The organism is Microcoleus sp. AS-A8 (genome assembly GCA_039962225.1).
In the GTDB taxonomy this organism is placed as follows: Bacteria; Cyanobacteriota; Cyanobacteriia; order Cyanobacteriales; family Coleofasciculaceae; genus Allocoleopsis.
The window spans coordinates 18,671-44,775 of the sequence record JAMPKV010000002.1; the positions used below are offsets into that span (position 1 = coordinate 18,671).

The 26,105-nt window shown below is 46.8% G+C and carries 21 protein-coding genes and 1 pseudogene; 11 read left to right on the forward strand and 11 right to left on the reverse strand.

The genetic code is table 11. The features are described 5' to 3' along the window. Positions 1–56 precede the first annotated feature (56 nt). The 4 genes from NDI48_03320 to NDI48_03335 all read left to right on the forward strand — a co-directional run bounded on the left by NDI48_03320 (position 57) and on the right by NDI48_03335 (position 4,948). Entirely contained in the window at positions 57–839 is a 783-nt protein-coding gene (locus tag NDI48_03320) for a phosphonate ABC transporter ATP-binding protein (GenBank protein ID MEP0830233.1), read from the forward strand. Positions 840–1,336: 497 nt separating this feature from the next. Then, positions 1,337–3,085 carry an ABC transporter permease subunit gene (locus NDI48_03325; protein ID MEP0830234.1) on the forward strand — a complete coding sequence of 583 codons (1,749 nt, stop codon included), beginning with the start codon at positions 1,337–1,339 and terminating at the stop codon, positions 3,083–3,085. Between the two features lie 167 nt (positions 3,086–3,252). Beyond that, positions 3,253–4,395 (forward strand): AAA family ATPase, encoded by a 1,143-nt coding sequence (locus NDI48_03330; GenBank protein ID MEP0830235.1) that lies wholly within the window; start codon positions 3,253–3,255, stop codon positions 4,393–4,395. A gap of 328 nt (positions 4,396–4,723) precedes the next feature. Beyond that, complete coding sequence (locus tag NDI48_03335) at positions 4,724–4,948, forward strand: hypothetical protein (protein ID MEP0830236.1); 225 nt, start codon at positions 4,724–4,726, stop codon at positions 4,946–4,948. A 50-nt stretch (positions 4,949–4,998) separates the two neighbouring features. Here NDI48_03335 and NDI48_03340 read toward each other — a convergent pair whose 3' ends face one another. The 4 genes from NDI48_03340 to NDI48_03355 form a co-directional block, all read right to left on the reverse strand. After that, positions 4,999–5,916, reverse strand: coding sequence for a phosphodiester glycosidase family protein (locus NDI48_03340; GenBank protein MEP0830237.1), 918 nt, complete (start codon positions 5,914–5,916; stop codon positions 4,999–5,001). Positions 5,917–6,103: 187 nt separating this feature from the next. After that, positions 6,104–6,703, reverse strand: coding sequence for a gamma-glutamylcyclotransferase (locus NDI48_03345; GenBank protein MEP0830238.1), 600 nt, complete (start codon positions 6,701–6,703; stop codon positions 6,104–6,106). 150 nt (positions 6,704–6,853) lie between these two features. Beyond that, complete coding sequence (locus NDI48_03350) at positions 6,854–8,797, reverse strand: hypothetical protein (GenBank protein MEP0830239.1); 1,944 nt, start codon at positions 8,795–8,797, stop codon at positions 6,854–6,856. Positions 8,798–9,057: 260 nt separating this feature from the next. Continuing rightward, positions 9,058–9,975, reverse strand: coding sequence for a WD40 repeat domain-containing protein (locus tag NDI48_03355; protein MEP0830240.1), 918 nt, complete (start codon positions 9,973–9,975; stop codon positions 9,058–9,060). 199 nt (positions 9,976–10,174) lie between these two features. On the opposite strand from NDI48_03355, the gene NDI48_03360 reads away from it, so the two are divergent. Then, positions 10,175–10,756 carry a Uma2 family endonuclease gene (locus NDI48_03360; GenBank protein MEP0830241.1) on the forward strand — a complete coding sequence of 194 codons (582 nt, stop codon included), beginning with the start codon at positions 10,175–10,177 and terminating at the stop codon, positions 10,754–10,756. Positions 10,757–10,979: 223 nt separating this feature from the next. Here the strand turns inward: NDI48_03360 and NDI48_03365 are convergent, their stop codons facing one another. Next, a complete protein-coding gene (locus NDI48_03365) occupies positions 10,980–12,569 on the reverse strand; it encodes a glycoside hydrolase family 57 protein (protein MEP0830242.1) in 1,590 nt (529 codons plus the stop codon). A gap of 296 nt (positions 12,570–12,865) precedes the next feature. On the opposite strand from NDI48_03365, the gene NDI48_03370 reads away from it, so the two are divergent. Then, a complete protein-coding gene (locus NDI48_03370; protein ID MEP0830243.1) occupies positions 12,866–14,059 on the forward strand; it encodes a histidine kinase in 1,194 nt (397 codons plus the stop codon). A gap of 25 nt (positions 14,060–14,084) precedes the next feature. Here the strand turns inward: NDI48_03370 and NDI48_03375 are convergent. Continuing rightward, a pseudogene (locus NDI48_03375) lies at positions 14,085–14,633 on the reverse strand (transposase). 442 nt (positions 14,634–15,075) lie between these two features. Between NDI48_03375 and NDI48_03380 the strand changes: the two are divergent. Both NDI48_03380 and NDI48_03385 read left to right on the forward strand, forming a co-directional pair. Then, entirely contained in the window at positions 15,076–16,866 is a 1,791-nt protein-coding gene (locus NDI48_03380) for a peroxidase (protein MEP0830244.1), read from the forward strand. 178 nt (positions 16,867–17,044) lie between these two features. Continuing rightward, positions 17,045–17,977, forward strand: coding sequence for a hypothetical protein (locus tag NDI48_03385; GenBank protein MEP0830245.1), 933 nt, complete (start codon positions 17,045–17,047; stop codon positions 17,975–17,977). A 78-nt stretch (positions 17,978–18,055) separates the two neighbouring features. On the opposite strand, the gene mutY is transcribed toward NDI48_03385, so the two are convergent. The 3 genes from mutY to NDI48_03400 form a co-directional block, all read right to left on the reverse strand. Then, complete coding sequence (gene mutY, locus NDI48_03390; protein ID MEP0830246.1) at positions 18,056–19,219, reverse strand: A/G-specific adenine glycosylase; 1,164 nt, start codon at positions 19,217–19,219, stop codon at positions 18,056–18,058. A gap of 55 nt (positions 19,220–19,274) precedes the next feature. Further along, positions 19,275–19,619, reverse strand: coding sequence for a DUF760 domain-containing protein (locus NDI48_03395; protein ID MEP0830247.1), 345 nt, complete (start codon positions 19,617–19,619; stop codon positions 19,275–19,277). A 233-nt stretch (positions 19,620–19,852) separates the two neighbouring features. Then, positions 19,853–20,812 (reverse strand): RNA polymerase sigma factor, RpoD/SigA family, encoded by a 960-nt coding sequence (locus tag NDI48_03400; protein ID MEP0830248.1) that lies wholly within the window; start codon positions 20,810–20,812, stop codon positions 19,853–19,855. Positions 20,813–21,575: 763 nt separating this feature from the next. Between NDI48_03400 and NDI48_03405 the strand changes: the two genes are divergently transcribed. Both NDI48_03405 and NDI48_03410 read left to right on the forward strand, forming a co-directional pair. Next, the gene (locus NDI48_03405; protein MEP0830249.1) at positions 21,576–22,214 is read left to right on the forward strand and encodes a histidine phosphatase family protein; all 639 of its coding nucleotides are present in this window, start codon (positions 21,576–21,578) and stop codon (positions 22,212–22,214) included. Positions 22,215–22,298: 84 nt separating this feature from the next. Then, the gene (locus NDI48_03410; protein MEP0830250.1) at positions 22,299–23,339 is read left to right on the forward strand and encodes a glucokinase; all 1,041 of its coding nucleotides are present in this window, start codon (positions 22,299–22,301) and stop codon (positions 23,337–23,339) included. 70 nt (positions 23,340–23,409) lie between these two features. Here NDI48_03410 and NDI48_03415 read toward each other — a convergent pair whose 3' ends face one another. Continuing rightward, positions 23,410–23,682 carry a hypothetical protein gene (locus tag NDI48_03415; GenBank protein MEP0830251.1) on the reverse strand — a complete coding sequence of 91 codons (273 nt, stop codon included), beginning with the start codon at positions 23,680–23,682 and terminating at the stop codon, positions 23,410–23,412. Positions 23,683–23,938: 256 nt separating this feature from the next. Further along, a complete protein-coding gene (locus NDI48_03420; GenBank protein ID MEP0830252.1) occupies positions 23,939–25,429 on the reverse strand; it encodes an ABC transporter substrate-binding protein in 1,491 nt (496 codons plus the stop codon). 259 nt (positions 25,430–25,688) lie between these two features. On the opposite strand from NDI48_03420, the gene NDI48_03425 reads away from it, so the two are divergent. Continuing rightward, a complete protein-coding gene (locus NDI48_03425) occupies positions 25,689–26,087 on the forward strand; it encodes a response regulator (GenBank protein ID MEP0830253.1) in 399 nt (132 codons plus the stop codon). Positions 26,088–26,105 lie beyond the last annotated feature (18 nt).

A 26,105-nucleotide genomic window follows, 5' to 3' on the forward strand; every position in this document is an offset into this window, starting at 1 on the left:
TTGCAAAGATGGGATGCTCCCCTGAGCTAAAACAGGGGAATCACTTTAATGACTCAATGGATCACCAACAAAACCGTCCAATTAACTCCATTGCACCGATTTTTGAACTGAAAAATGTTACCCATCGATTTGGTCACTTTCAATCGCTGACGGATATTAATTTAAAAATTCAGGCGGGAGAACGAGTTGCCCTCGTGGGTTCTAGTGGTGCAGGGAAAAGTACCCTGATTAGCTTACTCAATGGCACACTACTACCGACCTGCGGAGAAGTGTGGGTACTCGATCGCAATCTCGCTCAGCTTCGTCCGAAGTTGCAGCGTCAAGTTCAGCGTCAGATTGGCACAGTTTATCAACAATTTCATTTAGTAGAGAATCTGCGAGTGATTCACAATGTCAATGCTGGGCATTTAGGGCGTTGGTCGTTTTTAAAAGCTGCACTCTCCCTGATCTGGCCTCAGGAAGTCGAAACGGCGGCACAAGTTTTATCACAAGTGGGGATTCTGGATAAACTTTATTCTCGCACAGATCAACTTTCTGGCGGTCAACAGCAACGAGTGGCGATCGCCCGTGTCCTCGTGCAAAACCCGACAGCTATCCTGGCGGATGAACCCATCTCTAGCCTTGACCCAGAGCGATCGCGTGAAATTATGGACTTATTGCGCCATCTGAGCGACGAAACGGGCAAAACGTTGGTTACGAGTCTCCATGCGATCGAATTTGCTCGGAGCCATTACCAACGCATCATTGGTTTGCGGCAAGGACGTATTTTGTTTGATACATCGCCTGAATCCCTCTCCAAAGCGATGATTGAGGAATTATATAACCTGAACTCTATCTAGATTGCCTTGGCGACTGCTAGATCACGGAAAACCGCTATAGGGCTTTATGAGAAAAATCGAAACTTTTCTTTACAAATATGATTGAAACCCTCATTCTTTCGTTGAAAAAGAAAGGGGTATCAGCCCCTATAACTTTTTTCCATAAATATGTAACACACCCCTTGACCTGTAAGACAGATCCGTATTACAGTGTAAACACTGCGGACTGTGTCCAATAGGTTTGAGTCTTCCTCGGGTAATCATGGGCTTTACCTCCTCCATTACCTGAGGCTTTTTTTTTGGGTGCCTAGTACCGCGTCGCATCCGGTCAAAATCATTCCTGTGAGAGCCACGAAGGGTTCAGTCAAAATTCTTAGAGCGTATGGAGTTTAACCGCTTGTAAGCTGGTGAATGATTTCTGCCAGCTTGTACTCGAAGCATCTAGATGCTAATGCCTGCCTGTAAAAGCCTGATCTACGCTACATCCCTGGCAGCAAGAGAGCGTCCTTGGGTTTGATATGAGAAATACTCCACAGCACCAATTCCCTGCCCTGCCACAGCGCCCTTCACCGCTCAACACCAGAAGCTTGTGGGCCTTGTTGCTTGTAGCCTCTTTGGTCTGGTCGTTACATGCAGCAGGTCTATTCGAGCGCGAGTTGCTCAACGTTGGGGGCTGGACTCTCGTCTGGCGCTTTCTCGTTGCTGCGACTCATCCCGATCTTAGCCGGGAAATACTTCAGCTCACCTGGGATTCGACCCTCAAGACCTTAGCCTTCGCGGTGTGTGGCACCTTTTTTAGCGTGCTGATCGGTTTGGTGGGTGGCGTTCTGTCTTCTCAGGTATGGTGGCAGTCTGTGGCACGAGTCAGGAGTCAGGGTTCGGGCGTTAGGAGTCAAGCTCCCTGGCTAGGAATCAGAGCAGTTCTAGCCCTTCCTAGAGCGATGCACGAATTAATTTGGGGATTATTTTTGATCAATATTTTGGGTCTCGACCCACTGGTGGCCGTTTTAGCGATCGCTATTCCCTTTGGTGCCATCACCGCTAAAGTCTTCTCAGAGATTTTAGACGAAACACCCCGCCAGCCCTTGATGGCACTCCTCAATAGTGGTGTCTCCCCCCTCAACGCTTTCACTTATAGCCTGATTCCCCAAGCCTTTCTGAATCTGCTTTCTTACAGTTTCTATCGGTTTGAGTGTTCCATTCGTTCTGCCGCCGTGCTGGGGATTATTGGGGCGGGAGGGCTGGGCTATCAAATTCTTCTCAGTCTCCAGTCCTTACACTACGAGCAAGTCTGGACTTTTCTGATTGCCCTGATTGTCTTAAACGGACTTACCGATTTCTGGAGTGCACTGCTGCGTCACCGCTTGGGAGCACCCAGTCGCCTAGATTTGAACGTTCTAAATTTCAAGAAAGGTAACAAGCCTGATTACCAGAGTGATTTAGTCGTCAGAGGGTCGTTTCTGGGTATGGTTGTTTTAATTATTTTCTCCTTCTGGTACGTGCAAGCCGACTTCTCTAAACTCTGGGCACCCAGAACCGCCGAACTTTTAGCAGGAGTGGTTCGGGATATTTTCCCACCGGATGGGAGTCAGTTGAGTCAGCTATTCACGCTTTCGCTGCAAACCCTGGCTATGTCTATTCTGGCGATGGCTGGGGCTGGGTTAGGGGGTATTGTATTTTCTTTTGCGGCTGCTCATAACTTCTTGTTGCCCGGAGGGATTTTTGATACTGGCAACAATTCCCCCCGAAGTTCGGGCGGTTGGGGGGGTCAAAATCAGTGGTGGGGAACCGTTGTACTGATTTTTACCCGCTTCCTGCTACTGGTGGCGCGTGCTGTGCCCGAACCGATTTGGGCGTTATTGTTTCTGTTTGTCCTGTTTCCAGGGATTTTGCCGGGAGCGATCGCACTTGCCTTACACAACTTCGGTATCCTAGGGCGTCTCATGGCAGAAGTGACGGAAAATCTGGATGAACGTCCGTTGCGATCGCTCAAAGCTTTGGGTGCAACTCGTGCACAAGTCTTTCTCTATGGCGTCTTACCTGTGACTCTCCCCCGTTTTATCGCTTACATCCTCTACCGTTGGGAAGTCTGTATCCGCGCTACCGTGATTGTCGGGTTGGTCGGCGCTGGAGGATTAGGTCGTCTGCTCACAGAGCAACTAAGTAGTTTTGATTACCAAGGTCTTCTCACCACCTTAATTGTTTTTCTCGCACTCACCTTTGGAGTTGACCTAATCAGTGCTTCGGTAAGACGAGCGTTAAGGTAATAGACCTCTGTTAACTTAGTGACCAGAGAGCATAAAACACTTATAGAATGAAATGACCGTAAAACCCACGGATGAGAGCGACGCGGAGTCGTGGGAGTGCCAACTAAGTTGCTATAGTTACTTTGAAATACATCCTTGTTTGAACCTAAACCCTGAACATTGCTTTTATGCCACCATCTTCCGAGGCATCCTTTACTAAAGACTTCGTCCACTTTAAGCAGCATGTGGTCAAACTTTTCCAAACAGAAGGGTGGACGGTTGAAATCGTAAACCACGCTAGTTACGATTTGATTGTCAAAAAAGATAACCAACTGGGTGCTGTCCAGGTTAAATGGTTAAAAAGTCCTGTCCAAAAGCCGCAGCTTTCAAAATTTGTTGATTTTTTAGACACTAACGCGGGTCAAAAATTTAATCAGGGCTTTTTTATCACGACACAGGGTTATGGTGGGTCAGCACGCGCTTTAATCAGAAGTTGGGGACAGAATCCTAAACTCCTGTGTGGGATTGTTAGTCAAAGTGAAATTATTTGGATTAACGATAATCCAGATAGGTCTGCACCTGAACCGCCCAAGCCCGACAAGATTTATTTTGGTGTTTTTACCTGCAAAGGTGGAGTCGGAAAAACCACTGTCGCTGCCCATTTAGCTGGAGCATTTGCGCTTCAAGGATTCAATGTAGCGCTGGTGGATTTAGACCCGGAAAAAAATCTTCAGAAGTTGATTGGGGATGGCGTTTATCTTCCTAAACCCCAAAGTGTGGGTGAGAGTATAGAAGTTTATGATAAGGAAGCTTGGGACGAAGATGCCGCCCGTGACAGCAAAATAGTGATTTGTGATTGCTCACCCGCCTTCGATCGCAATCCCGAAGAGTTAGTCAAGAAGTTCGACTATTGTATTATTCCCACAACGTTTAATCCGTTGGGAATTAATAAGCACGGTCAGGTGATTAAAGATACGGTTACAGATATCCGAAAAGTTAACACGAATGCTCACCTTTTTGTGTTAATTAATAACTTTAGACCGACAACTAAGCGGCAAATGCAGATTCTTAAGGGTGTTTTTTTCGACGCTTTTGCAGACATAAAAGCCATGGATGAAAAATTCCACTGCATTGAACCGGAACAAGTCTGTATTCGCTCTAGCGATCAACTTTATTATTGGGGCATTCATTGTCTGGAAAACCCAGAAGTACCGCGAAGTGAGTTAGCCTTCAAACTGATTGGAGGTAAGTGTAAGCCACGGGAAGATTTTATTGATTTAGCAGATTATATTGAACGAGTCGCTGGCTTAGGAATTTTGCGGCATGAATAAGATGGATTCTACCCCCTAACTCCCCTGATTCATGGGGGGAGCCAAAAAAGTATTTGTAGCCAGCATTTAGCAAATTGGTATAAGTGTTTACATAAGGAACACTTTCTAGCTGAGCAACGTCTCATTAGAGGCGCTGCTCTTCTAAGTTAACTACAATAAAGAACAATCGCTTTTGCCGATGTGCGTTTGCGCCCCAGCTTTAGTGAGAACATGGTGCGTAAGCAGCAAAGCGCAATCGCTTGGACAGAGCTAAAATACGAGACGATACTCTTGAGGGTGCTATCGCCGTGATGCCCTATTGACTACGGAGACCAAAAGAGTGAGTTCAATGAATTTAACCAAGACACGCTACGAAGTTTCTCTCAGCCCAGAGGCATGGGATGGAGTTGAAACCATTGCCAGAAAGTTTAATCTATCGGTGTCTGAGCTTTTTGAGCAAGTTGGCTGTGGACTTCTGGCGATTGTTGACCCTGAAGACTTAGAAGACATTGAAGATTTTCTGGATGTGCAGATGTCATTGGAAGCCGAACCCGTTCTCGAAAGCCAAGAGTAAATTCCAGGCGGTGCGTTACACTGCGTTAACGCACCCGACAGATTGCCGATTTACTTTTTGTAAATCAAGAAGACTGACCCAACAGGATGAGTATTTTCCACATAAATTTTATTATCAAAAAAAAGACCTGTAGAAAATCCGCCATCAAACAACATCCCGTCTTGAATGTTGCCTAAACAGTAATTTGAAGCAATTCCTTCAAGAACATCATCAAACATCGATGGATAAAGGGATTGCTTCAAATTGGCGTTGTTGACTAACAAAATTACATATCCTTTAGAAGTCGTGGCTACCAGAGAGCGACTTGTTTCACCAGCACAGACATAGTCACCTAAGTCCGGGCAAATATTTTTAAATTTTCCATTCTGATAAAATCTTCCATTTCCACCGACTACGTTGTAATTCAGTAGTTCCTCGTTTCTTTTGCCAATTTGGATCGTAGCTGTTCGCTTTTGAGGCTTACCGCCTGAAATCCCAAAAGAAGACCGCTTATCTTTAAATTTACCTGAATATTCCACTCCTTTAGAAATATTCAGTCCTTGGGGCTGATTATCAACCCCGATGTAATCAGCATTAATGGCAGCAATTGGTGGTTTACCATTCAGGGTTGAATTCTCATCACTGATGAGTTCAGAAAACCGTTTGGAGATATATTTTTGACGGGTTTTACCGTCATCATTTTTCAGATAGAGTTTATGAGATAGACCCACATTCACTTTAAAATCTAGGTCTTTAGATTTTGGGTCAAAAATAATAACGTAATTGACCCCCTGCTCATCACCATTACCCTTATTATCAGTTGCGGTCAGCTCAATATTTTTAATGATTGGGCACTCTTGAATTTTGGCTCTATTGAGTGATAGTAAGTTTCTTAGGCTTAATTTTGACCCCTCTCCCCAACCAGAATATAGTTTAACTAAAATAGCTAAAACGATGGTTAATAAAAATATTCTTTCTTGTACCTGCATAAAGAGATTCCAACACCCAATGTTCTACGTCAGGTCTTGCGCCCAAGCAGAAAGAGTTTTGTTGCGATCGCAAGCAATCTCTCATCACCGACTGGCGCAACGGCAGTTAGACCTAACTATCAGAGGTGCAATCATCGTCAGGATAGCGTATTTTGGCGCTGGTCTCCCAAATCTTCAGCAGATCAGATTACGCTGATCGCAAGGACTGGGTTTGCCAGTGACGCTGTTGTAATTGGTGCATGTGGTTAAATAACTTCCATACATAAGGTTCACTTAGCCCACAAGTCACGGCACCCCGAAGTACAACATTGAAATACCAATCATTGGGAGCTAATTCTTCGGCTAATTTATTGACGACAACATAGGTACGAACATTCTTATACAAACGCCCATGAGCGCGAACTTCAATCAGTTCTCGTCGATAGCCACCGCGAGGGACTTCTTCTCGCTCATCAAGAGCATCACTTAACCGCATGGGTAAGCGATACAACACACCTTCAATAGATGACGTTGAATCAGGTACCACATCCAATACGCCGCAGTTACGAAGCACTGATTTGCGGTTAAAACCCAGCCGATAACCCTTGAGCGTGGCGGGGCCAATTACATATTTGTGAGTTTTCTCGCCGAGCGAGCGCTTCAAATCCACCGGACACATGCAAGAACCATAAGCGAAATAGTAAAACGTTGCCTCCTTGTGCAGCGGCTGATGGATAGAAACAGCCCCCTGAAAATGCTGTAACAACTGTGTCGGTGAATTTTGACTATCGCTAGACGGAGTACTCATGGTTCAAAAAAACCGATGTATATTCTCAATAAGCAGGATATCAAACCTGCTTATTGAAAGCAACATATTCCGATAAATTAACCGTAGTTTAGAAATGTTAAGTGCAACCCAGTAGGGGCACGACCATATCGTGCCCTCACCTGTTGTGTACTATCTGCGGTTAGCGATTTGCCTCCAAGCTTGAACTACAGCCTGCAAAGGCTCAGGTAAACGGTCTTGACCCATATCCGCGTAGCTGGTGGTACCCATTTGACTCGTGAGGGTAACTGTGATGAAGTCGGCGGCACCTCTGGGCGCGGGGTAAACCAGTCGGTTGAACTGCCCAAAATTGTGTTGCTCTAGTAATTCCTGAAACCGCCGCAGTTCTTGGCGAGAAATTTGATACATTTCTGCCGGAGCATTAATTCTCGAATCCATCAAGCGCCGAATCACTCGTCCATCATTCGTGAGGAGCGTTTCAGTTGTGCGACCGGTGAAACCGCCCCCTTCGATCGCACGAAACACCACACCCCGCCCCAGTGGCGCAGGGTACTCACTCTCAGACATGGGAACAGCTCCACTATTCCCTTGAACGGCTCCATTCTCCAACTTGATGACAGAACCTGATGCGTTGGTGCGATAGACAAAAGTTTGCCCCTCGTCTTCCACCAGTACTCGCCAACCGGGAACAATGGCCTGCGTGCAGAGTATCCCCCGTTCCGCCAAACCCAAACAGCCATCAGGCCAATCTTGCGGTTCACCCTGGACAATACGCAAACCCCTGCCAACATTTGGCTGGCGAGAGGCGTTCTCTAAAACCGCCTGGGCAACAGCCTTGGGCAAATTGCCCTCAATCGGCAGTTGTCCAACGATGGCTTCTGAGCGGATGCGGGAACCAGAATCATCGGTACGATAAACTTGGGTTCTTTGTCTACCTTCTATGGTCACCTGCCAACCCGGTGTCGGAGTGCCCATACATCGTTCTGTAGGGCGAGGAAGACCCAAACAGCTATCAGACCAAGTCTGCTGTTGGGCTTGTGTGATTCTCAGTTGGGAACTGGACACGCCCCAATCCTGGGAGGCAAACTGTAAAACGGCATCAGCAACGGCTCGTGGCACGTTGCCATTCCCGACGTTGCTCGCTTGTTCATTCAGCCGAATCCGGGAACCGTTCATCGTGGTGTGATAAACCAAGCGTTGTTGCCCAGCTTCTACCGTGACTTGCCATAGCGACGCTAGATCTCTTGTACAAGCTTCACCAGAAGGGGAAGAAATACCTAGACAACTACTGCTTCCCTGAATCTGTTGGGACTGAACAATCCGCAGAGCAGAAGGGCGTAACCCAGTGTCTTGGGACGCGGCCTTTAAAACAGCATCAACAACGGATTGAGGCACATTCGCGTCACCGACACCTTCGGCTGATTGATTGAGCCTGAGTAGGGAACCCGTGGCGTCAGTATGATAGACCAAGCGTTGTTGCTGACCTTCAACAAGCACTCGCCAACCCGGTGTGAGAGCACTTTCACACAGTTCTACAGGGCTACCAAGACCGAGACAGCGATCGCTCCAAGTCTGCTGCTGGGCCTCGATAATCCGGAGTTGGGAACGTGGCGTTCCTAATTGCCCCGCGGCTGTTCGTAAAACAGCATTAGTGACTGAATTGGGCAACTGACTATTATTATTTCTGGGCTTATCTTGATTTTCTAGGCGTACCAAACGTCCAGTGCCATCAGTACGAATGACCCACGTTTGGGCACCGTCAGACATGACAACACGCCAACCGTTCTCGATAAATACTTCACCGCAAGCTTCATTGGGTTTTCTAAGACCTAAGCAGCTATCAGACCAACTTTGTTGAGTGGCACTCACCACTTTAAGTTGACCGGGAGAAATTCTGTAGGTACGAGCGATTTCGCGGCGAACAGCATTGACGACTGAACGAGGTATTTCACGATTGCGTTGCTTTAAACCAGCAACACCTTGGGGGCTTTCGATCGACTTAGCGGCGGCGGGATTAACAACGGTTCCACCAGCACCCAAGGACAAAATACTCGTTAAAATTAAAGCAGTGAAAATCTGTTGTGTTTGCCGATTTTTTGGAGAAAACAGTTTCATAATAGTAGCTACGACCTAATTGTTCGCGTTATGAATGTACACCACGCGAATGTATAGAGGGATTACAGATATCTGGGACGAATAGGCGGGGGTGAGAAGTTCCGCAATCAACACGACCTGATCAATCTCTGTACTACTTAAACCTTAAGCGAAGTAGATAGAAAGCGACCTCACCTGTTCGATTCACCCAACTCGGTGATATTGCACAATCAATCTGTTTTGAGCTGATCAGGCAATAATATTGGATCTAACTTTGTGAATCAAGAAAAACGTACATGCCAAATTTTGATCGTTTCATCCCAACTCCCACTGGCAAAAGCTTGTCCATCCGGACTAAATGCCACAGACCAGACACCGCCTAGGTGTCCCGTAAGGGAGGAAAGTAGTTTTCCACTTGCTGGATGCCACAGTTTGATGGTTTTGTCCTGACTCCCACTCGCAAGGGTTTTTCCATTGGGACTGAAAACCACACAATTCACGGCACCGGAGTGTTCCGTCAAGGTGTGTAATAATTCTCCACTGCCAATCTCCCAGATTTTGATGGTGCCGTCAGCACTCGCACTGGCTAGGAGTTGACCCATGGGGTTAATCGTAATGGACAAAACGTCATCCGTATGTCCGGTCAAAATTCGACTAGGCCCTTTACTATACAAAGGCCACAGCCTGATGTTTTGATCTTTACTGCCACTCGCGAGGAGCTGTCCATTTGGACTAAATGCCACAGTAAGCACCCAGTGTGCGTGTCCTGTTAAGGTGTGAAGCGGTTGGTCTGCGTTAGGATGCCACAACTTAATGGTTTTGTCATGAGAACCACTGGCAATGAGGCGTCCATCCGTACTAAAGGTAATGGCTCGCACCCAGCCAGAGTGTCCTGTAAGGTTCTTTAAGAGTTTCCCTGTTTGAAGATGCCAGAGTTTGATGGTTTGATCGTTACTGGTACTGGCAACAATCTGTCCCTTAGGGCTGATGGCAAGCGATCGCACCCAGCTCGTATGGCCTGTAAGAGTGTGGAGAAGTATGCTTTTTTTGAAATCCCAAACCTTAACCGTTTTATCCCCACTGCCACTGGCTAAAAATTGCCCATCAGGACTAATATCCACTGACCGCACCCAACTTCTATGGTGTGTTAGGGTTTGCACACATACCCAAGTAGGAGCTTGCGGTTGGGATGCAGACATATAGCTATTGTTAAGTTTTTGGGAATGCCTGTATTTTACCTCTTACGCTGAGTATCTCCAGTCGATGGAACACCCTGTGTTTCATCAAGTCTAAGGATGAGTAAGGTATACTATCCGTTTGGGTTCAGGCACCCCCTGACTGATTTAATAAATTGCTATAGTTCACTCAAAGGAGCCATTCTCTCTGAGGCTAGGTACAATGGCGGATTCGCAAGCAGCTTTAACGGAGGAAGAACTGATGAGAATGAGTTTAGAGAATCCAGAGCTGCGGTTTGAGCGCAAGCCGGACGGAACACTGGTAAGTATATCGTCAACTGGAGGAATTTCTGGCAATCGAGAAGCCAAAGCCGTCGCTTATCTGCTCAACTGGGTGGAAACTTACGATTTGGGTGAAGTTTTTGGCTCTGGCACTGGGTTTATATTGGGCTGTGATACGGTGCAAAGCTCCAAGCTAGTCACTTTGCTCATGCCTGATGCGGCTTTCGTGGCTAAAGGGCGCTTACCAGAGGGATGGGATCAGGGAGAAGATACATTTCTCAACCTGGCACCGGATTTTGTGATTGAGATTTGTTCCAAGATCGACGATTTGGAAGCGAGCAAAGCCAAGATGCAAGAGTCGGTTTCTTATGGCGTACAGTTGGGATGGTTGATTGACCATCAGAATGAGCAAGCCTTGGTTTATCGTGCGGATGGTCACATTACGCAGTATCCAGCCACAGCCATATTGAGCGGTGAAGATGTTGTGCCTGGGTTCAAGTTGGCACTCAAGTATTTGCTTTAATCAGCAATTGAAGCATCAGCTTTCAGGCGGCACAGAAATGACAGTGTGCTTTGGGAAGCGGGAACGGTTGCTCATCAGACTGGCGCACCAGCGTCAAGACTTAGGCATTTTCTGCCTTAATACACCATCTTCGTAGGGGCAAGACATGCCTCGCCCCTACCTGTAGCTCTCCCTGTCCGTGAGAACAGCAAACCAAAGCCATCTCCCATCTAAAAGCTAAACTTTACAAGGGGCGATAGACTCGATAGTTGATTTCAGGGAAGATGTTGTCGATTTCCTCGACTTTTTCCAGCCAACCACTGTCAATTTTGCCAATCTTGATATCGTCGTAGAGCTTATTGAAGCGCATTAAGTGCGATCGCGTCCTGCGTACCGCATAAGGTACCATCGTCCCAGTACGCATAATAAACGCCCAGTCGGAAGATTGTGCGAGCAGGACTTCTCGTGCGGCTTGGTTAAGAGCCTTCCACACCAACTCATCTTCGGGTTCCCGATAAGCGAGTTCAATCATCCGTTCTGCGGCTTTGTGCAGGTGAGGATAAATCCAGGCGTTTGTCTCATTTAACCAGTACTCGTGGAACCCCTTGTAGCCCCAACTAGACTGAGAAGGCTTACACACTTGTTGAGTCGGATGTGCCTGTAAATAATCCGCCAAGTGGGTCATGGCGTAGGTACCTTGGTCATACCAAGACTTGCGGAACAAGTAATCGATGAACCAAGGGCCTTCGTACCACCAGTGACCAAATAGTTCTGCATCATAGGGAGAAACGATAATCGGTGGTCGGTGCATAATACCAGCCAGATGCCTCGTCTGTTGCTCCCGGTTGAACATGAAGTTATCCGCATGTTCCGCCGCCTTTTCCCGCGCCCAATAGGGGTCATACAGAGCCTTATCCCCTAGCCCCAAACCACGACCTGTAATCTTGTGATACTTAATACCTGTATTCTTCCGCTGCCCATTGGGCATGATGTAAGGCTTAATGTATTCGTATTCCGCTTCCCAGCCTAAATCTTTGTAAAATTCCCGATATTCAGCGGCTCCAGGATACCCAACTTCCGATGACCAAACCTGCTGAGAGGACTCATGATCCCGACCAAATGCCGCCACCCCTGTTTCTGTAAAGATTGGGGCATAGGTGCCAAAACGCGGACGGGGACGAGCATACAACAGTCCATGTCCATCGGTGAGGAAGTAGCGCAATCCAGCATCCGCCAGCATCCGCTCGACGCCTTCATAGTAAGCACATTCCGGTAACCAAATCCCTTTGGGGGGACGCCCAAAGTTTTGCTCGTAATGTTCGCAAGCGACCTGAATTTGCGCCCAAACTGCCTGGGGATACATCTTCATTAGCGGAAAATAGCCATGGGTGGCACCGCAAGTGATGATTTCCAGGTTGTTGCTATCTAAGAACTGCTTGAACGCCGTTACCAAGTCGCCTTTATAGTTCTCCCAGGTTTGGCGAATTTGGTTAAACTCTGTGGCGTAATGTTCAGCTAGATAACGGATATGACCGTTACGCTGGTTGTGTTCGATCTCCTTTTCCGCGAGTTCTTCCAGTAGGGATAAGTGTTCGTCATACCGCTCCTGTAACAATGGGTCACGTAGCATTGACACCAAAGGGGGTGTCATGCTCATAGTCATTTTGAAATCAACGCCATCTCGCTTTAAGCCTTCAAAAACATGCAGGAGAGGAATGTATGTTTCAGTAATAGCTTCAAATAACCACTCTTCTTCGAGAACATAATCACTTTCCGGATGGCGGACAAAGGGCAGATGGGCGTGAAGGACAAGAGCGACGTAACCTGTAACCATAGTGAATTAGGAGACGTGTGTCGATGAATAACGAAAACTGACCCAATCGGAGGAAGATTTTACAGTCTGTTAAGATTTTAGGACGAAAGGGCTGGAGAGAACGTAACACAGAATCGGGTTATGTATAGGCAGTTTTCACTTGGTATCAAATCTAACCCCAATTAGCGTAAGTAGTGCCGAAAATCTAAAATAGATATTAAATTGTAAGGAAGCTCAAACCTCCAGGAAACCTACAGTCACTCTTAATCTGTTGTCAAAGTATTACTTGTTTCTCCCACGTGCTAACACCCAATTGCATGCAGGCAGCTCTTGAAAAGTACGTCGATTCGGAACAACCATTACAGTTGCTGCTGTTTGTGGATCACCGGATCAGTTCTCGAAAACATATCCAACGAATCCAGAGTTATCTCAAAACCTTGAGGGCAGATTATCCTTTTGAACTCAAGGTTGTAGATGTTGGAGAACAGCCTTATTTGGCTGAACACTATAAGCTTGTGGCAACCCCAGCGCTGATTAAGGTTCATCCCAAACCCAGACAAACCCTTGCGGGTAGTAATTTAGTCGCTCAACTCAAGAACTGGTGGCCCCGTTGGCAGCGCTCTGTGGAGGAACATCAATCAACGATTGCCCAAGCGGTTCCCCTACAATCATCTCTTAGCTCATCGAACGCCTTACAGAGAGTGCCAGCAGCAGCCAGTTCCATTACGTCTTCGATCGAGCTAATTAGACTCTCTGACGAAATCTTCCGCCTTAAACAAGAAAAAGAAGAACTCCTAGAACAGCTACGTTTCAAAGAGCATGTGATATCCATGTTGGCACATGACCTGCGGAGTCCTTTGACGGCAGCCTCCATTGCCCTGGAAACCCTGGAATTAGAGCATAAACCCAAAGAGGGTTATACCTCTGAGTTGACACCTGCCCTAAAAGCGCGTCTGCTTAAGCAAGCTAGGAGTCAATTTCGCAGTATGGAGCGGATGATTACGGATCTTTTGCAATCGGCCAGGGGAAACACCTCTGAATTCAATCTCCGGCCTAAAAAATTGCACATGGGAAAACTGTGTGAGGATGTTCTGGCTCAGATGAAAGAGCAGTTTCAGCTTAAGTCTCAACAGGTGGAAACCGACATCCCACAAGACTTGCCCTGTGTCTATGCAGATGAAGAGTTGGTACGACAGGTACTGGTTAACTTGCTGGATAATGCTAACAAGTACACTCCTGTAGACGGCAAAATACACGTTTCAATCTTGCATCGAACCACTCAAAAAATTCAGGTGAGTGTTTGCGATAATGGCCCTGGTATCCCGGAAGAAAATCGCGATCGCATTTTTGAAGGCCACTTTCGCCTCAAACGAGACGAAGCCAAAGAGGGCTATGGCTTGGGTTTATCTCTCTGCCAAAAAGTGATTCGTGCCCATTACGGTCGGATTTGGGTCGAATGCGCTCCCAAAGGTGGGGGCTGCTTTCACTTCACGTTACCGATTTATTTATAGATAGTTTCTGTTGACACTCTCCGCCCTAAAAGTGCGGAGATTCTTTGTTCATAGACCCAACTTGCTTGTGCAGGATTGCTCCAATCAAAGTAGAGGTCGAATCTCCCAAAGCGTTCGGGTCTTGAACCCAAGTTCCTACATGCCCTGTGGTACTCAAGGCTGATTTCAGAATATTAATCGCAGCATTCTAGTCTCTGTCTAAGACGAACCCACACTTGCAGACATGGCTTCTCATAGACAGAGATTTTTTGACTATAGCGCCACAGCTAGAGCATTCCTGGGATGTATAGACCGGGTTAACTGCAACAGTATGACCGTTGCTATCTGTATAAAACTTTTTGAGTCCTATATCTAAGCCAACAAGTTTACCTGTCGGTTGAATGTCTATTTTTTCTCCCTCAACTTTAATGAGGAATTGAACATAGTAGCCATCTGCCCGACGCACTAACCTAACCCGTTTTATCTGGTCTAACTGGTAGAAATTTAAGTCCCACGTTCCTTTGAGCTTGAGCTTACCTATGCTTTTTTTATCAACGAAGTTGATTGAGCGTCTATCGGCAGAAAGCTTCCATCCACAACTATCCTACCAGAAAGAAAAGCCGTCCTGGAAGGACAGCGGAGCAATAGTTACGCAGCTTGTATCCCATTATTTTCGGTCAAAAGTCAAAAATCAACAATGGAAATCTAGTCCCTGCAAGACTCTTCAGAAAGGGAAAGTAGAAAAGAAAAGGGAAAAAAATAAAACTTTTCTTGTTTTGCCTTTTCACTGTTTCCTTTGGTTATGAATCTGGGTCGTCTGTGTTCGATTGTTGCATTGAGTTTCGTCAATTAAGTTTTTACCTCGCCAAAGTGTTGATGCCGAGAAAGTCAGAAAGTCGAACCATGAATAATTTTCATATATAACGAAATGTTACAAAGATCTGATTTTTCTCCTGCCAAAGGTGAGGTTAAAAAAGTGTCATTGTTTCGGAAATAGAAGCAAAAAGTTACCATCTTGCCCAAGGAAAGTTTAACTAATGTTTAAATTTCTCTCATCTCTAGGAAAGAATAAACCTTGGCATCGGTTGCCGACTCCCTTAGCGCTCTTAAAACTAATCGGATTCCGCGATGAACTGCGGCAACACAACCTCCAGGATACGTCGCAATTACCAACGAAAGAAGGGCTGCCTAAACCTGTACCTAGCCCAGATAATCGCCATCTGGTTGCCCGCACAATAGATGGAAGCTTTAATGACCTCGACCATCCAGAAATGGGTATGGTTGGTACTCGCTTCGGGCGCAACGTACCACTCAAAGAGACCTACCCGGATCAAAACAATTTACTCAAACCTAATCCCCGCTCGATTAGTCGGGCGTTGATGACGCGAGATGAATTTAAACCCGCCGAAACCTTGAACCTGCTGGCTGCGGCCTGGATTCAGTTCCAGAACCATGAATGGTTCTTTCATGGCGACGGTCAGCCGAATAATAAAATTGAAATTCCTTTAGAAAAAGACGACCCTTGGCCTGCGGAGCATCGACCGTTAGCGATCAATAAAACCTTAGAAGATCCGACCCGCCCAGAAGGAGATCAATCAGGCCCCCCGACTTTTTTGAGTCACTCGACTCACTGGTGGGACGCTTCACAAATCTATGGTCATACCCAGGAAACCATTGATAAGCTGCGATCGCATGTCGATGGCAAGTTAATGATCGGCGACGATGGTCTTTTACCCTGCGATCCAGAAACTGGCATTGATATGACAGGCTTCAACGACAACTGGTGGTTGGGGTTGGCATTATTGCATACTCTGTTTGTCAAAGAACATAACATCCTGTGCGATCGCCTTAAGCAGGAATATCCGGATTGGAAAGACGACGATTTGTTTGACCACGCACGCCTGATTAATGCGGCGTTGATGGCTAAAATTCATACAGTCGAATGGACTCCCGGCATTCTCGGACATCCCGCCTTGCAAATTGCCATGAACGCCAACTGGTGGGGAATGTTAGGTCAGCATGTCAAACAAATCTGGGGACGGGTTAGCGACAGCGAGGCGATTAGCGGCATTATGGGGTCACCGACCGATCACCATACCGCGCCCTATTACCTCACAGAAGAATTCGTATCTGTATATCGAATGCATCCTCTGATTCCGGATGATTTGGCTGTTTATTCAATCGAAAATGACCAATTGCGTCTGGAGAAAAATTTCTTTGAAGTCTCTGGGAAACGCACGCGGGCGTTGGTGGAAGAGGTAGGAATGCAGGATTTGTTCTACTCCTTTGGAATTGCCCATCCTGGAGCCATTACATTGCACAATTACCCTCGCTTTTTGCAGCATTTGGTAAGGGATAACGGTGAAGTTTTCGATCTAGCGGCCGTCGATATTATCCGTGATCGCGAACGTGGTGTTCCCCGCTACAACCGTTTTCGCGAACTCATCGGTCGCGGCAAGGTTAAATCTTTTGAAGAGATTACCAGTAACCCAGTCTGGGTAAAGGAACTGCGCGAAGTATATAACAATGACCTGGAAAGTGTGGATTTGATGGTTGGCATGTTCGCTGAAGACCTGCCAGAGGGCTTTGGGTTTAGCGATACAGCCTTTCGCGTATTCATCCTTATGGCTTCTCGACGGCTAAAGAGCGATCGCTTCTTTACCAAAGATTATAGAGCTGAAATTTACACCCAATTCGGTCTGGATTGGATTGACAACAACAATTTGTTGACAGTTCTGCGCCGCCACTACCCAACACTAAATCCCGCTTTAGTCGGCGTCCAAAACGGTTTTGCTCCCTGGCGTCGTGTGGGCGTAATAGGTCATTAATTGCTTTACTCAATAGGGTAGGGGGCATAGCCGTGCCCCCTACCCCTACAGTTATTGATTAAGAATTCATCAACTAGAGCCAGTCTCAATAAACCGTAAAAATCTCTCTTCTCTTTCCCGGTGTTCTCTGTACCGCTGTGTAGTTTGTTACTGTTCATCTATTCCATAGAACGGCTATATGAAAGATATTCGTCGATTTTGGCATGGAGCTTGTGAGCTGAATCCCTTGCCTACAGAGTATGAATCTTGGGCTGCACAGCAAAAGCAGGAATTTCTTTGGCAGCAGAAAATCTTAGCATCTCAATACGATGAATGGCCTCCTCTAGAAAAAATTGATGTTCCTGGTTTATTTTTTAGCATCCTCAAAATTAAGATGGATCGCTTATCTGATGAAGCTCCTTCTAACTGGAAAAAGGCGATTCATGCTCACGGTAGCGTCGCCAAAGTCAAGTTTTTGCCTACACCCAATAGTCCTTTTACAGGTTTATTTAAGGGCGCTGATTACGGTTTTTTGCGCTTATCCTTAACAGGCGAACCAGCAGATCGAGGGTTTGCTCCCGGTTTGGCACTGAAGTTATTTGTGGATGGTAAGCCTTCAGAAAACGTTTCAGCCTTAGTTTCGTTATCAGGTCAGGGGAAAAACTATAATTTCTTTGCCCATGAATTTTCCAACATTGTTCCAGAAGACAAGAGTGTGGGACCTAAATTAATTAATTTAATCTTTCGTCGGGTGAGCAAATATCCGAGAAGACTCTATTTACGAGGGTTTGGAGAAATCGATCAAAAAGGTCACAAGGAAAGTGTGCCTTATTATCCAGAGCGAATTTTTCTCGTCCCAAATCCCAAGATTCAGTTTGCTGAAAGTCCGCCTCATGATTTTAGACACGACCTCGCCACAATAGAACTTGGAACATTATTTTCTGTTTATGGGGTCGCTCCTAACCAACGGGGAGATGAGGTTACGCATGCTACTACAGATGATATTGAACAGCCAGTATATCGCCAAAAATCTCAGCTCATCGGAACTCTGGAAACAACGTCTGAGTTTGTTTCATCATTCTATGGCGATAGTCGGCTTTTCTTTAGACATCAGCGCTTTGCTCATCAATAGTAACCCGTGACCGAGATACTGATAATGCTCAGTAGAAGTGAGAATCAACCCCCTCTATAGGCGAGGAGTTTTAGCTATTCATTCAGCATTCTGTCGTAGAGCAGCGATAATCTGGATGTTGGCTTTTGGAAAAGGAAATTGATCAATTTCCTCTAACGTCACCCAGCGAATTTCATCACATTCAACGGGTTGCGGAATACCTGAAAGGTGACGGCAGTGATGCACGTTGAGGGTAATGCTAAAGTGGCTGTAGGCGTGATCGATAATAATCAAGCGATCGCCCACCTCAATCTCAATGTCCAGTTCTTCCTGAATTTCGCGTTTAATACATTCTTCAATCGTTTCACCTGGCTCAATCTTGCCGCCGGGAAACTCCCACAGACCCCCCAGCAGTCCCTCAGGACGTCGGCGGTCAATTAAAATATGCCCCTGTTCGTTCCAAATCACGGCAACGCCAATCGTTTTGTGGGGCAACGGAGAAGAAAGTTCACGCATGGGTAGCTGGGATTGAATACCTAAATTGTATGCCTGACACAGGTCTTTCCAAGGGCAACTTGTGCAATTCGGGTTTTTGGGTGTGCAGACGGTTGCCCCCAAATCCATCAGCGCTTGATTGAACTCTCTGGGATGTTCTTTGTCAAGCAAGGCTTCAGAAATTTGCCATAGCTGTTTCATCGCTTTAGCAGGTGGTACAGTTAAAGCCACTAATCGCGTCAGAACTCGCTTAACATTACCATCCAGAATCGCTACGGGCTGATTAAATGCCGCGCTGAGAATTCCACCGGCTGTTGTTTGACCAATCCCTGGTAAAGCCAAGACTTCTGGCAACTGTCTGGGAAAGACACCACCGTATTCTTGCACAATTTTTTGTGCCGCCCGATGTAAATTACGTGCACGGCTGTAATATCCTAATCCTTCCCAAGCTTTGAGTACCTGTTGTAAGTTAGCGGCTGCTAAGGATTCAATGCTGGGAAATTGCTCGAACCAACGGTGATAGTATGGGATAACGGTTTTGACTTGGGTTTGCTGAAGCATAATCTCAGACACCCAGATCCGATAAGGGTCGCCACAGTGCCGCCACGGTAAGTCTCTACCTGCTTGTGCATACCAAGTTAGGAGCGAGTGTCTCTGGAAAGGGACTCCAAAAGAACCCGCATTTGTAAGTGTAAATTTTTCTTCCCCCTCCCTAATCGAAACCGACAGATCAGAAATTGACGCTGTCGGTGTTCGCTGTTGTTGCACTTACCGTGGTTCCCTGAAACTTAATGAAGTATTAAATATTAACTGACCAACCCACTTACTGAGCAGAATCTGAAGGATGAGCTTCTAGCGTGTGCAAAGACTTTTCAAAAACCATGCGCTGTTCAGCATTACGCAGAAAATATCCACTAATCATGGCTGAAGCGAGGAGACGCCCTAAATTTTCACGGCTGGTATTGATCGTTACCCCAAAGTGCTCTGAGGGTAGGTTTCCCATCATGCCTACAATATTTCGCTCCATTACCTGAAAGACTTCTGGAGACATGGGCTTAGAGAGATGAGCAATCGTTTCTGGACTCATCGACTGCACATATTCCCACAGTAAGTTGGCGTTAGCCTCACTTCCAAAGAACTCAGACCCCTGATTGGATGTATTTTTCACCTTGTACCTCCTAAAAATTGTTCGCTCTCCTGTTTCCACTCAGGGAGAAACGAGTTGTTACTTTTATCTCTACATTTGTATGTCTGTGTCAATTAATGTAACAAGAGCGAACGAATTACACAGGGGGTGGAACCGAACCAAATACATCGGATTCTTTTACCTGTTGGGATTGCAGGTGACAGGTTCATCAGGGAGTTTAAGCCTTTAAAGTTCCAACCTCAACCTTTAACTGGCTAGCTAGCCGCGATATACTCTCGCATATCCCCTTTGCGCTTACGAAGTTTAGAGAGTGCTTCCCGTTCGATTTGTCGGACTCGCTCCCGGCTGATATTCAGGCGATCGCCAATTTTGGCTAAAGTCATGGGTTGTCCATCTTCTAAGCCAAACCGGAGCGCCAGCACTTCCCGTTGCTGAGGCGTTAAATCTGCCATCAGCTTCTCCAAGTCCACTTGCATCGCGGAATGAGTCACGAAATCTTCTGGCGAGGGGCCAGTGTCTTCCAGTAACTCGACCAATTCTGTATCCTGATTATCACCGACACGCAGATCCAAGGACAGGGGTTGACGTGCGCGTTCCAGATACTCTCGCACTTGTTTGGGCGTCAAATCCAGTTCTTGGGCTAACTCGGCGACAGTCGCGGCTCGTCCCAGATTTTGGGCCAGATAGCGCTGAGCCTTTTTGATTTTGTTAAGTTTCTCGGTAATATGAATTGGCAGCCGGATCGTGCGACCTTTTTCCGCGATCGCTCTGGTAATCGCCTGCCGAATCCACCAATAAGCATAAGTGGAAAACCGATAGCCCTTGGTGGGGTCAAATTTCTCCACACCTCGTTGCATACCAATCGTGCCTTCCTGAATCAAGTCCAGTAGGTCTACATTGCGCTTGATATACTTTTTGGCCACTGAAACCACCAGCCGCAAATTTGCCTCCACCATCTTGCGCTTGGCTATTTCACCAGCATTAATGTAAGAGTCTAACTCGCTTGGAGAAAGTGCCGTGGCTGTTGCCCATTCCTCCATCGTTGGCTCATGACCGAGATCTTGCCATAGGGATTCTTTCACGTCCTGCAAGGCCGTTAACCGCTGCACCTGCTTTCCATAAAGAATTTCCTGCTCATGGGTCAGCAACGGTACACGCCCAATTTCTCGCAGGTAAGTACGGACTAGGTCTGTAGAGGTCTGAGCAGTTTTCATAGAGCTCGATCTAGTATAGATGGATGTAAAACAAACAGGTTGACTTTGAGGCTCGGTTCACTCAAGGAACTAGTGAACTTTAATCTCTATGAGAAAAAAATTAATTTATGTTTCATGATTGGCTACGGCTTGCCTAGGGTAACTTGACAGGCATTATAGCCAGCATTCTTTCGATGCAACAAATCTGCTGCTAAGGCGAACACATCAGTTTTCGCCTTTCCCGGCATGAGCTTTGTCATAAAACTTTTTGATTGAGCCGCACAACCTTAATTATTGTAACATTTATTAAGGGAAACAGAAGAGCTATGTTAAATCAGCCGCAGGTACTGTTTTAGGAAGACCAGGCTTTGTATAAGGGTACCCAGGCAAGAGGCAAAAGATTGCATCCTGGAAAACAAAATGAGAGCAAGGTGACAAGCAGCACCCTAATCTTAATATCTCAGCCTCCGCAGTATAGAGCTTAAGTGCAAGGCAGCGAAAGTTTCCCAGCAACGAGGTGAAAGGAGTGGGAGACGCGGGGAGTGAGGAAGAGTGGGAGTGGGAGCCGGAACTCATACGAGGATGGGACAAACAACTAGAAAAAAACTGGTGGATTATTTGCTGCTAGTCTGCATTAAGGAGCATCCAAATCACTCTGTCACGGCAACTGATACTGATATGCTAATGCCAGTGACTTAGTATTGTGACCGACCAAACCGAGGTTGTGCAGACACAGGCTCCCCCATCGGGTCGGAAGCCGGATTTGAATGAGCCAACGAAATTCATGAGCCAAACCATCTGGATAGCGAGACACGGAAACCGCCTCGACTTTGTGAACCCCGAATGGTTTAACACCGCCGAGCGACCTTACGATCCCCCCCTTTCCGAGGATGGCATTGAACAAGCCAAACAACTGGGTCAACGCCTTGTTGGGGAAGGCATCGTGTCTATTTTCGCCTCACCCTTTTTGCGAACCGTGCAAACAGCTAATGAAGTAGCGAATATCCTGGATTTACCCATTCAGCTAGAGTCAGGTCTTAGTGAATGGCTCAATCCAGAATGGATGTCAACTGTGCCCGAACGGCTGCCTATTGCTGAACTGCAAGAGCGCTTTCCGCGTATTAATCCCAGTTATACTTCCCGCGTGATGGCTCACTATCCCGAAACCAATGAGATGGTGCTGCAACGAACGGCTCAAACCGTACAACGTCTGACGGCTGAATTCTCAGAAGATATCCTACTGGTCGGTCACGGCGCTTCAGTGGTGGGCTGTACACAGGGACTCGTGGGTGGAACCCCTGAAGTGAAAGCCTCTTTGTGCTGCCTGGTTAAACTTGTGCGCCAAGAACAACAATGGGTTATGGAACTCAACGGTGATACTTCTCACCTCAGTCAACAGGAACAAGTTATCCGATTTCATTGAACCTTTCTTGCGGCGGACTTTACAAATTTCTGTTACATGGCAAAATGCCTGTGGTAAGGGAACACAGGGGGAGAATCTCCATAAATGACATTACTATTGGCAGGAGATATCGGTGGCACTAAAACGATTCTGCGTTTGGTAGAAAAGTCCTCAGGGTCATCCTGGCAAACTCTTCATGAGTCGCGTTATCTCAGCCGCGACTTTCCGGACTTAGTGCCAATCGTGCAACAGTTCTTGTTGGCAGTGAAGCAAAAGTTGGGCATGGTAGTTCGCCCGGAAAAAGCTTGTTTTGCGATCGCAGGCCCTGTGGTCAACGATACCTGTGTCCTGACTAACCTGGCTTGGTTCTTGGACGCTAGACGCTTGGAACAAGAACTCGACATTGCCACAATCCACTTAATCAATGATTTTGCGGCTGTGGGTTACGGTATCCTCGGTTTAGAAGACAAAGACCTGTGTACGCTACAAGCGGCAACCGATCAAACCGATGCTCCTATTGCAGTGATTGGTGCGGGTACAGGTTTGGGAGAGGGATTTCTGATTCAACAGGCGGGAGGTTATCAAGTCTTTGCCTCCGAAGGCGGTCATGCTGACTTTGCTCCCCGCAATGAGCTAGAATTTCAGCTTTTGCAATACTTACGAGATAAGTATGATATTCAGCGCATTTCCGTAGAGCGAGTTGTGTCAGGTCAGGGGATAGTCGCACTTTACCAGTTTCTCAGAGACCGTCAGGTGGCTCATGAATCGCCAGAAATTGGGGAGATAATTAGAACCTGGGAACGGGAGACAGGGCGCACGGAGAAAAGTGTAGACCCCGCCGCCGTGATCGCTCAAGCGGCTTTAGAAAAGCGCGATCGCCTCTGTGAGCAAACGTTACAAATGTTTGTTGAAGCTTATGGTGCTGAGGCGGGTAATCTCGCATTGAAACTACTGCCCTATGGGGGTCTGTATGTAGCTGGAGGGATTGCAGCCAAAATCTTACCCTTGATTCAAGAGGGTAATTTCTTGCGGGCATTTGGTCAAAAAGGTCGGGTAAGTCCTTTACTGGAAAAGGTGTCAGTCCGTGTCGTCTTGAACCCCCAGGTTGGGTTAATTGGCGCGGCTATTTGTGCCTCTAGAATTTGACAGATACTGGCTTTAGCCCAGTAGAGTGTGATTCAAAATAATGTAGATGAACCTCTGATTGGGCTATTTCTTAAGCTGCCATGTTGGGTTCTCGATCAGGAACCGCAAACTCACCCGGCAAGTCTGACAATTCATGAGAAAGAATATTTTTAGTCTCTAAATCTAAGCCTAGAGGAAAGACGAAAATTTCTTTGTCATGCCGCATTGCCTTACGGTAAAGCGAGATCGCTTCATTCAAGCAGAAACAGGTCATGGGAATCCATAGATCGCTATGAAAGTAGACCACAACTCGATTTTTTGCCTCTTCTCCTACGGGGAGCGGATTTTGCCAAGGTGAACTCATGAACACAAGATCTTAAAGGTTAAGTATTTTATCGGTATCTTTATTTACCTTTATGACCGTAATACTTATGTATTACCACCTATCCTTCGTCATATGTCGGAAGTTAGATTTTTTTGGGGTGGTTTTGTAGCTAAGGATACAAACTAATGCTTCTAGAAGTAGGGAAGGAAAATTTCGCATCTGCTATTAGCAGAGGACTGGAGCGTCTAATCTCAGTAACTTACAGGTAGAGGTCAGTGTTATTACCCGTATTGGCTTAGCGGAAAATTAGGTTTAACTGTCGCTGGGCTTTTTCGAGTGCCTGCTTGGGAGAAGTTTTACCCAAGAGTACAGCCTCGATCGCACGTCCTAAATGCTCAGAAATCCGAGGGTAGCCCTTCAAGATGGGACGCGATCGCCCAAATCCCGCTTGCTCCAGAAACACCTTGGCGATCGGTTGCTGCTCCACAAAGGTTTGATAAGTCTCACTTTGACGTGCCCTGAGATTTACAGGCAAATAGCCCGTCCTCATCGCCCACTGCGTCTGAAACTCTTGTCCCATCACATATTCAGCAAACGTAAATGCCGCCCGTTCACGTTCAGGGGTTGTTTTAAACAAAAATAAATTCTCACCGCCGATCACCGTAGCCTGCTGTGCCGCAGATGGCATGGGAAAAACGCTGAAATCAACACCTGTCGCTTGTAGCTGTCCCAACGTCCAAGGGCCAGAAAACTGCATGGCTACCTTACCTGCAAGGAAGCCATCCATCTCATATCCTCGTTCTGGCAGCGACAATACGGCTGAGCCATCCTTGATTAAATCCTGCCAGAATTGCAGCGCCGCGATCGCCCCCTCATTCACTAAATTGACTCCTGAAAGGACTGGAAACTGAGGGACGTTTTGGATTGCGTTGTTGGATTTGATCCCGTTTTCCTCAATCGGCTCAATAGATGTCGAGGTCATCTTTCTCCCCCCCTTTTTAAGGGGGGGATCTGAATGTGTAGCCAGTTGAAGAGACATGGGTTGGAGGAGATCATCTCTCTCCATTCCCCCTGCAATCAACTCACCGCCACCACTCCACATAAACGGTAGCCACATAAATACCGTCCACTCACCCTTACCCAAAGGCAAGAGTATTCCATGCCGATCCACCCGACCATCACCATCAAAATCACCCGTGAGTTTTTTCGCCACCTGCCGCAACTCCTCCCAAGTCTTGGGCAGTTGGGTAATCCCTGCGGCCTTAAACAAAGAGGGTCGGTAAAAAATTCCCGCATTATTTGTCCCAAACGGCAGCGACCAGATATGACCCGAAAACTCCATGGATTCAAACAAGGCTGGATCAATTTCGCCTTTGACTGATGAAGTCGCCAATAGATCATCGAGGGGACGAATGGCATTCAGTTCCACCAACTGTCCCGTAAGCGTGGGGTTAAACCACAGCATATCTGGAGGGACATTGCCGACAACACTGGCTAGAATTTTGGGTGTCTGCTGGTCTTCTTGCCCTACGTAGAGTGATGTCACCTGAATCTTGGGATGCTGACGATTAAACTGAGCGACTAACTCCTCTAAAACATCACGATTATGAGGAGGGTTCACCCCATGCCACAACGTTAGGTGCATCCTACCCGGATCATCCGGACGTCCCTGTAGCTGACATCCTGCCAAGATCAATAGACAAATCCCCAAGGCTAACCATTGGGAGATACGGAACCCAAAATTTTCCGTTTTTTTTGCAAAAGTTTGAGCTTTCTCGCCTGCCATAGCTATAGATAGACAAATCGCGACTAAATTCAAGCGTAAATTTACTGAGAACTCGTCAGCCAGAAAAGCACATACCCCCGTATTTTCCACGAGGGATTGTAATACGTGGCTATGCAACAATTTACAAGAAGCCATTCATAAGCAGAGGGCGATCGCTGTTCACGCCTTACAAAATTGCCGGAATAGAGCGAGTGCGTGTAGGCATGATGTTTCGCTTCCCACGGGCAATCGCACGACTAACGACCAATGGAGGAAACGAATGACAAAGATTTTGGTCATTGAGGATGAGGAAAGCGTCCGGGAGAACATTTTGGAATTGCTAGACACGGAAGGGTTTGAGGCACTAGCCGCGAAAAATGGTCGCATAGGTTTGTTTGTAGCCCACCAAGAACTTCCCGATCTCATCTTGTGCGATGTCCGAATGCCAGAACTCGACGGCTATGGTGTTCTCACAGGATTACGAGCCGAACCGAAGACAGCGTCAATTCCGTTCATCTTTCTGACCGCCAAAGCCGCCAAAACAGACTTGAGCCTAGGTCTGGAATTGGGCGCTCATGCTTATATTACCAAGCCGTTTACCCTTGTGGAACTGCTAGACACGATCAAGCAAGTACTCCTGGACGCGCCATCGCCAGCCGCTCAAATCGAGAGCAGATAAGTACCTAGAACTGAAGAC

What these genes read in the sequence shown, in the direction of transcription:
- NDI48_03425 (MEP0830253.1), top strand. Translation starts at nt 25,689, where the DNA reads ATGACAAAGATTTTGGTCATTGAGGATGAGGAAAGCGTCCGGGAGAAC.
- NDI48_03380 (MEP0830244.1), top strand. Translation starts at nt 15,076, where the DNA reads ATGTTTAAATTTCTCTCATCTCTAGGAAAGAATAAACCTTGGCATCGG.
- NDI48_03350 (MEP0830239.1), bottom strand. Translation starts at nt 8,797, where the DNA reads ATGAAACTGTTTTCTCCAAAAAATCGGCAAACACAACAGATTTTCACT.
- NDI48_03415 (MEP0830251.1), bottom strand. Translation starts at nt 23,682, where the DNA reads ATGAGTTCACCTTGGCAAAATCCGCTCCCCGTAGGAGAAGAGGCAAAA.
- NDI48_03340 (MEP0830237.1), bottom strand. Translation starts at nt 5,916, where the DNA reads ATGCAGGTACAAGAAAGAATATTTTTATTAACCATCGTTTTAGCTATT.
- NDI48_03420 (MEP0830252.1), bottom strand. Translation starts at nt 25,429, where the DNA reads ATGGCAGGCGAGAAAGCTCAAACTTTTGCAAAAAAAACGGAAAATTTT.
- NDI48_03405 (MEP0830249.1), top strand. Translation starts at nt 21,576, where the DNA reads ATGAGCCAAACCATCTGGATAGCGAGACACGGAAACCGCCTCGACTTT.
- NDI48_03325 (MEP0830234.1), top strand. Translation starts at nt 1,337, where the DNA reads ATGAGAAATACTCCACAGCACCAATTCCCTGCCCTGCCACAGCGCCCT.
- NDI48_03335 (MEP0830236.1), top strand. Translation starts at nt 4,724, where the DNA reads ATGAATTTAACCAAGACACGCTACGAAGTTTCTCTCAGCCCAGAGGCA.
- NDI48_03345 (MEP0830238.1), bottom strand. Translation starts at nt 6,703, where the DNA reads ATGAGTACTCCGTCTAGCGATAGTCAAAATTCACCGACACAGTTGTTA.
- NDI48_03330 (MEP0830235.1), top strand. Translation starts at nt 3,253, where the DNA reads ATGCCACCATCTTCCGAGGCATCCTTTACTAAAGACTTCGTCCACTTT.
- NDI48_03360 (MEP0830241.1), top strand. Translation starts at nt 10,175, where the DNA reads ATGGCGGATTCGCAAGCAGCTTTAACGGAGGAAGAACTGATGAGAATG.
- NDI48_03400 (MEP0830248.1), bottom strand. Translation starts at nt 20,812, where the DNA reads ATGAAAACTGCTCAGACCTCTACAGACCTAGTCCGTACTTACCTGCGA.
- NDI48_03385 (MEP0830245.1), top strand. Translation starts at nt 17,045, where the DNA reads ATGAAAGATATTCGTCGATTTTGGCATGGAGCTTGTGAGCTGAATCCC.
- NDI48_03320 (MEP0830233.1), top strand. Translation starts at nt 57, where the DNA reads ATGGATCACCAACAAAACCGTCCAATTAACTCCATTGCACCGATTTTT.
- NDI48_03410 (MEP0830250.1), top strand. Translation starts at nt 22,299, where the DNA reads ATGACATTACTATTGGCAGGAGATATCGGTGGCACTAAAACGATTCTG.
- NDI48_03370 (MEP0830243.1), top strand. Translation starts at nt 12,866, where the DNA reads ATGCAGGCAGCTCTTGAAAAGTACGTCGATTCGGAACAACCATTACAG.
- NDI48_03355 (MEP0830240.1), bottom strand. Translation starts at nt 9,975, where the DNA reads ATGTCTGCATCCCAACCGCAAGCTCCTACTTGGGTATGTGTGCAAACC.
- NDI48_03365 (MEP0830242.1), bottom strand. Translation starts at nt 12,569, where the DNA reads ATGGTTACAGGTTACGTCGCTCTTGTCCTTCACGCCCATCTGCCCTTT.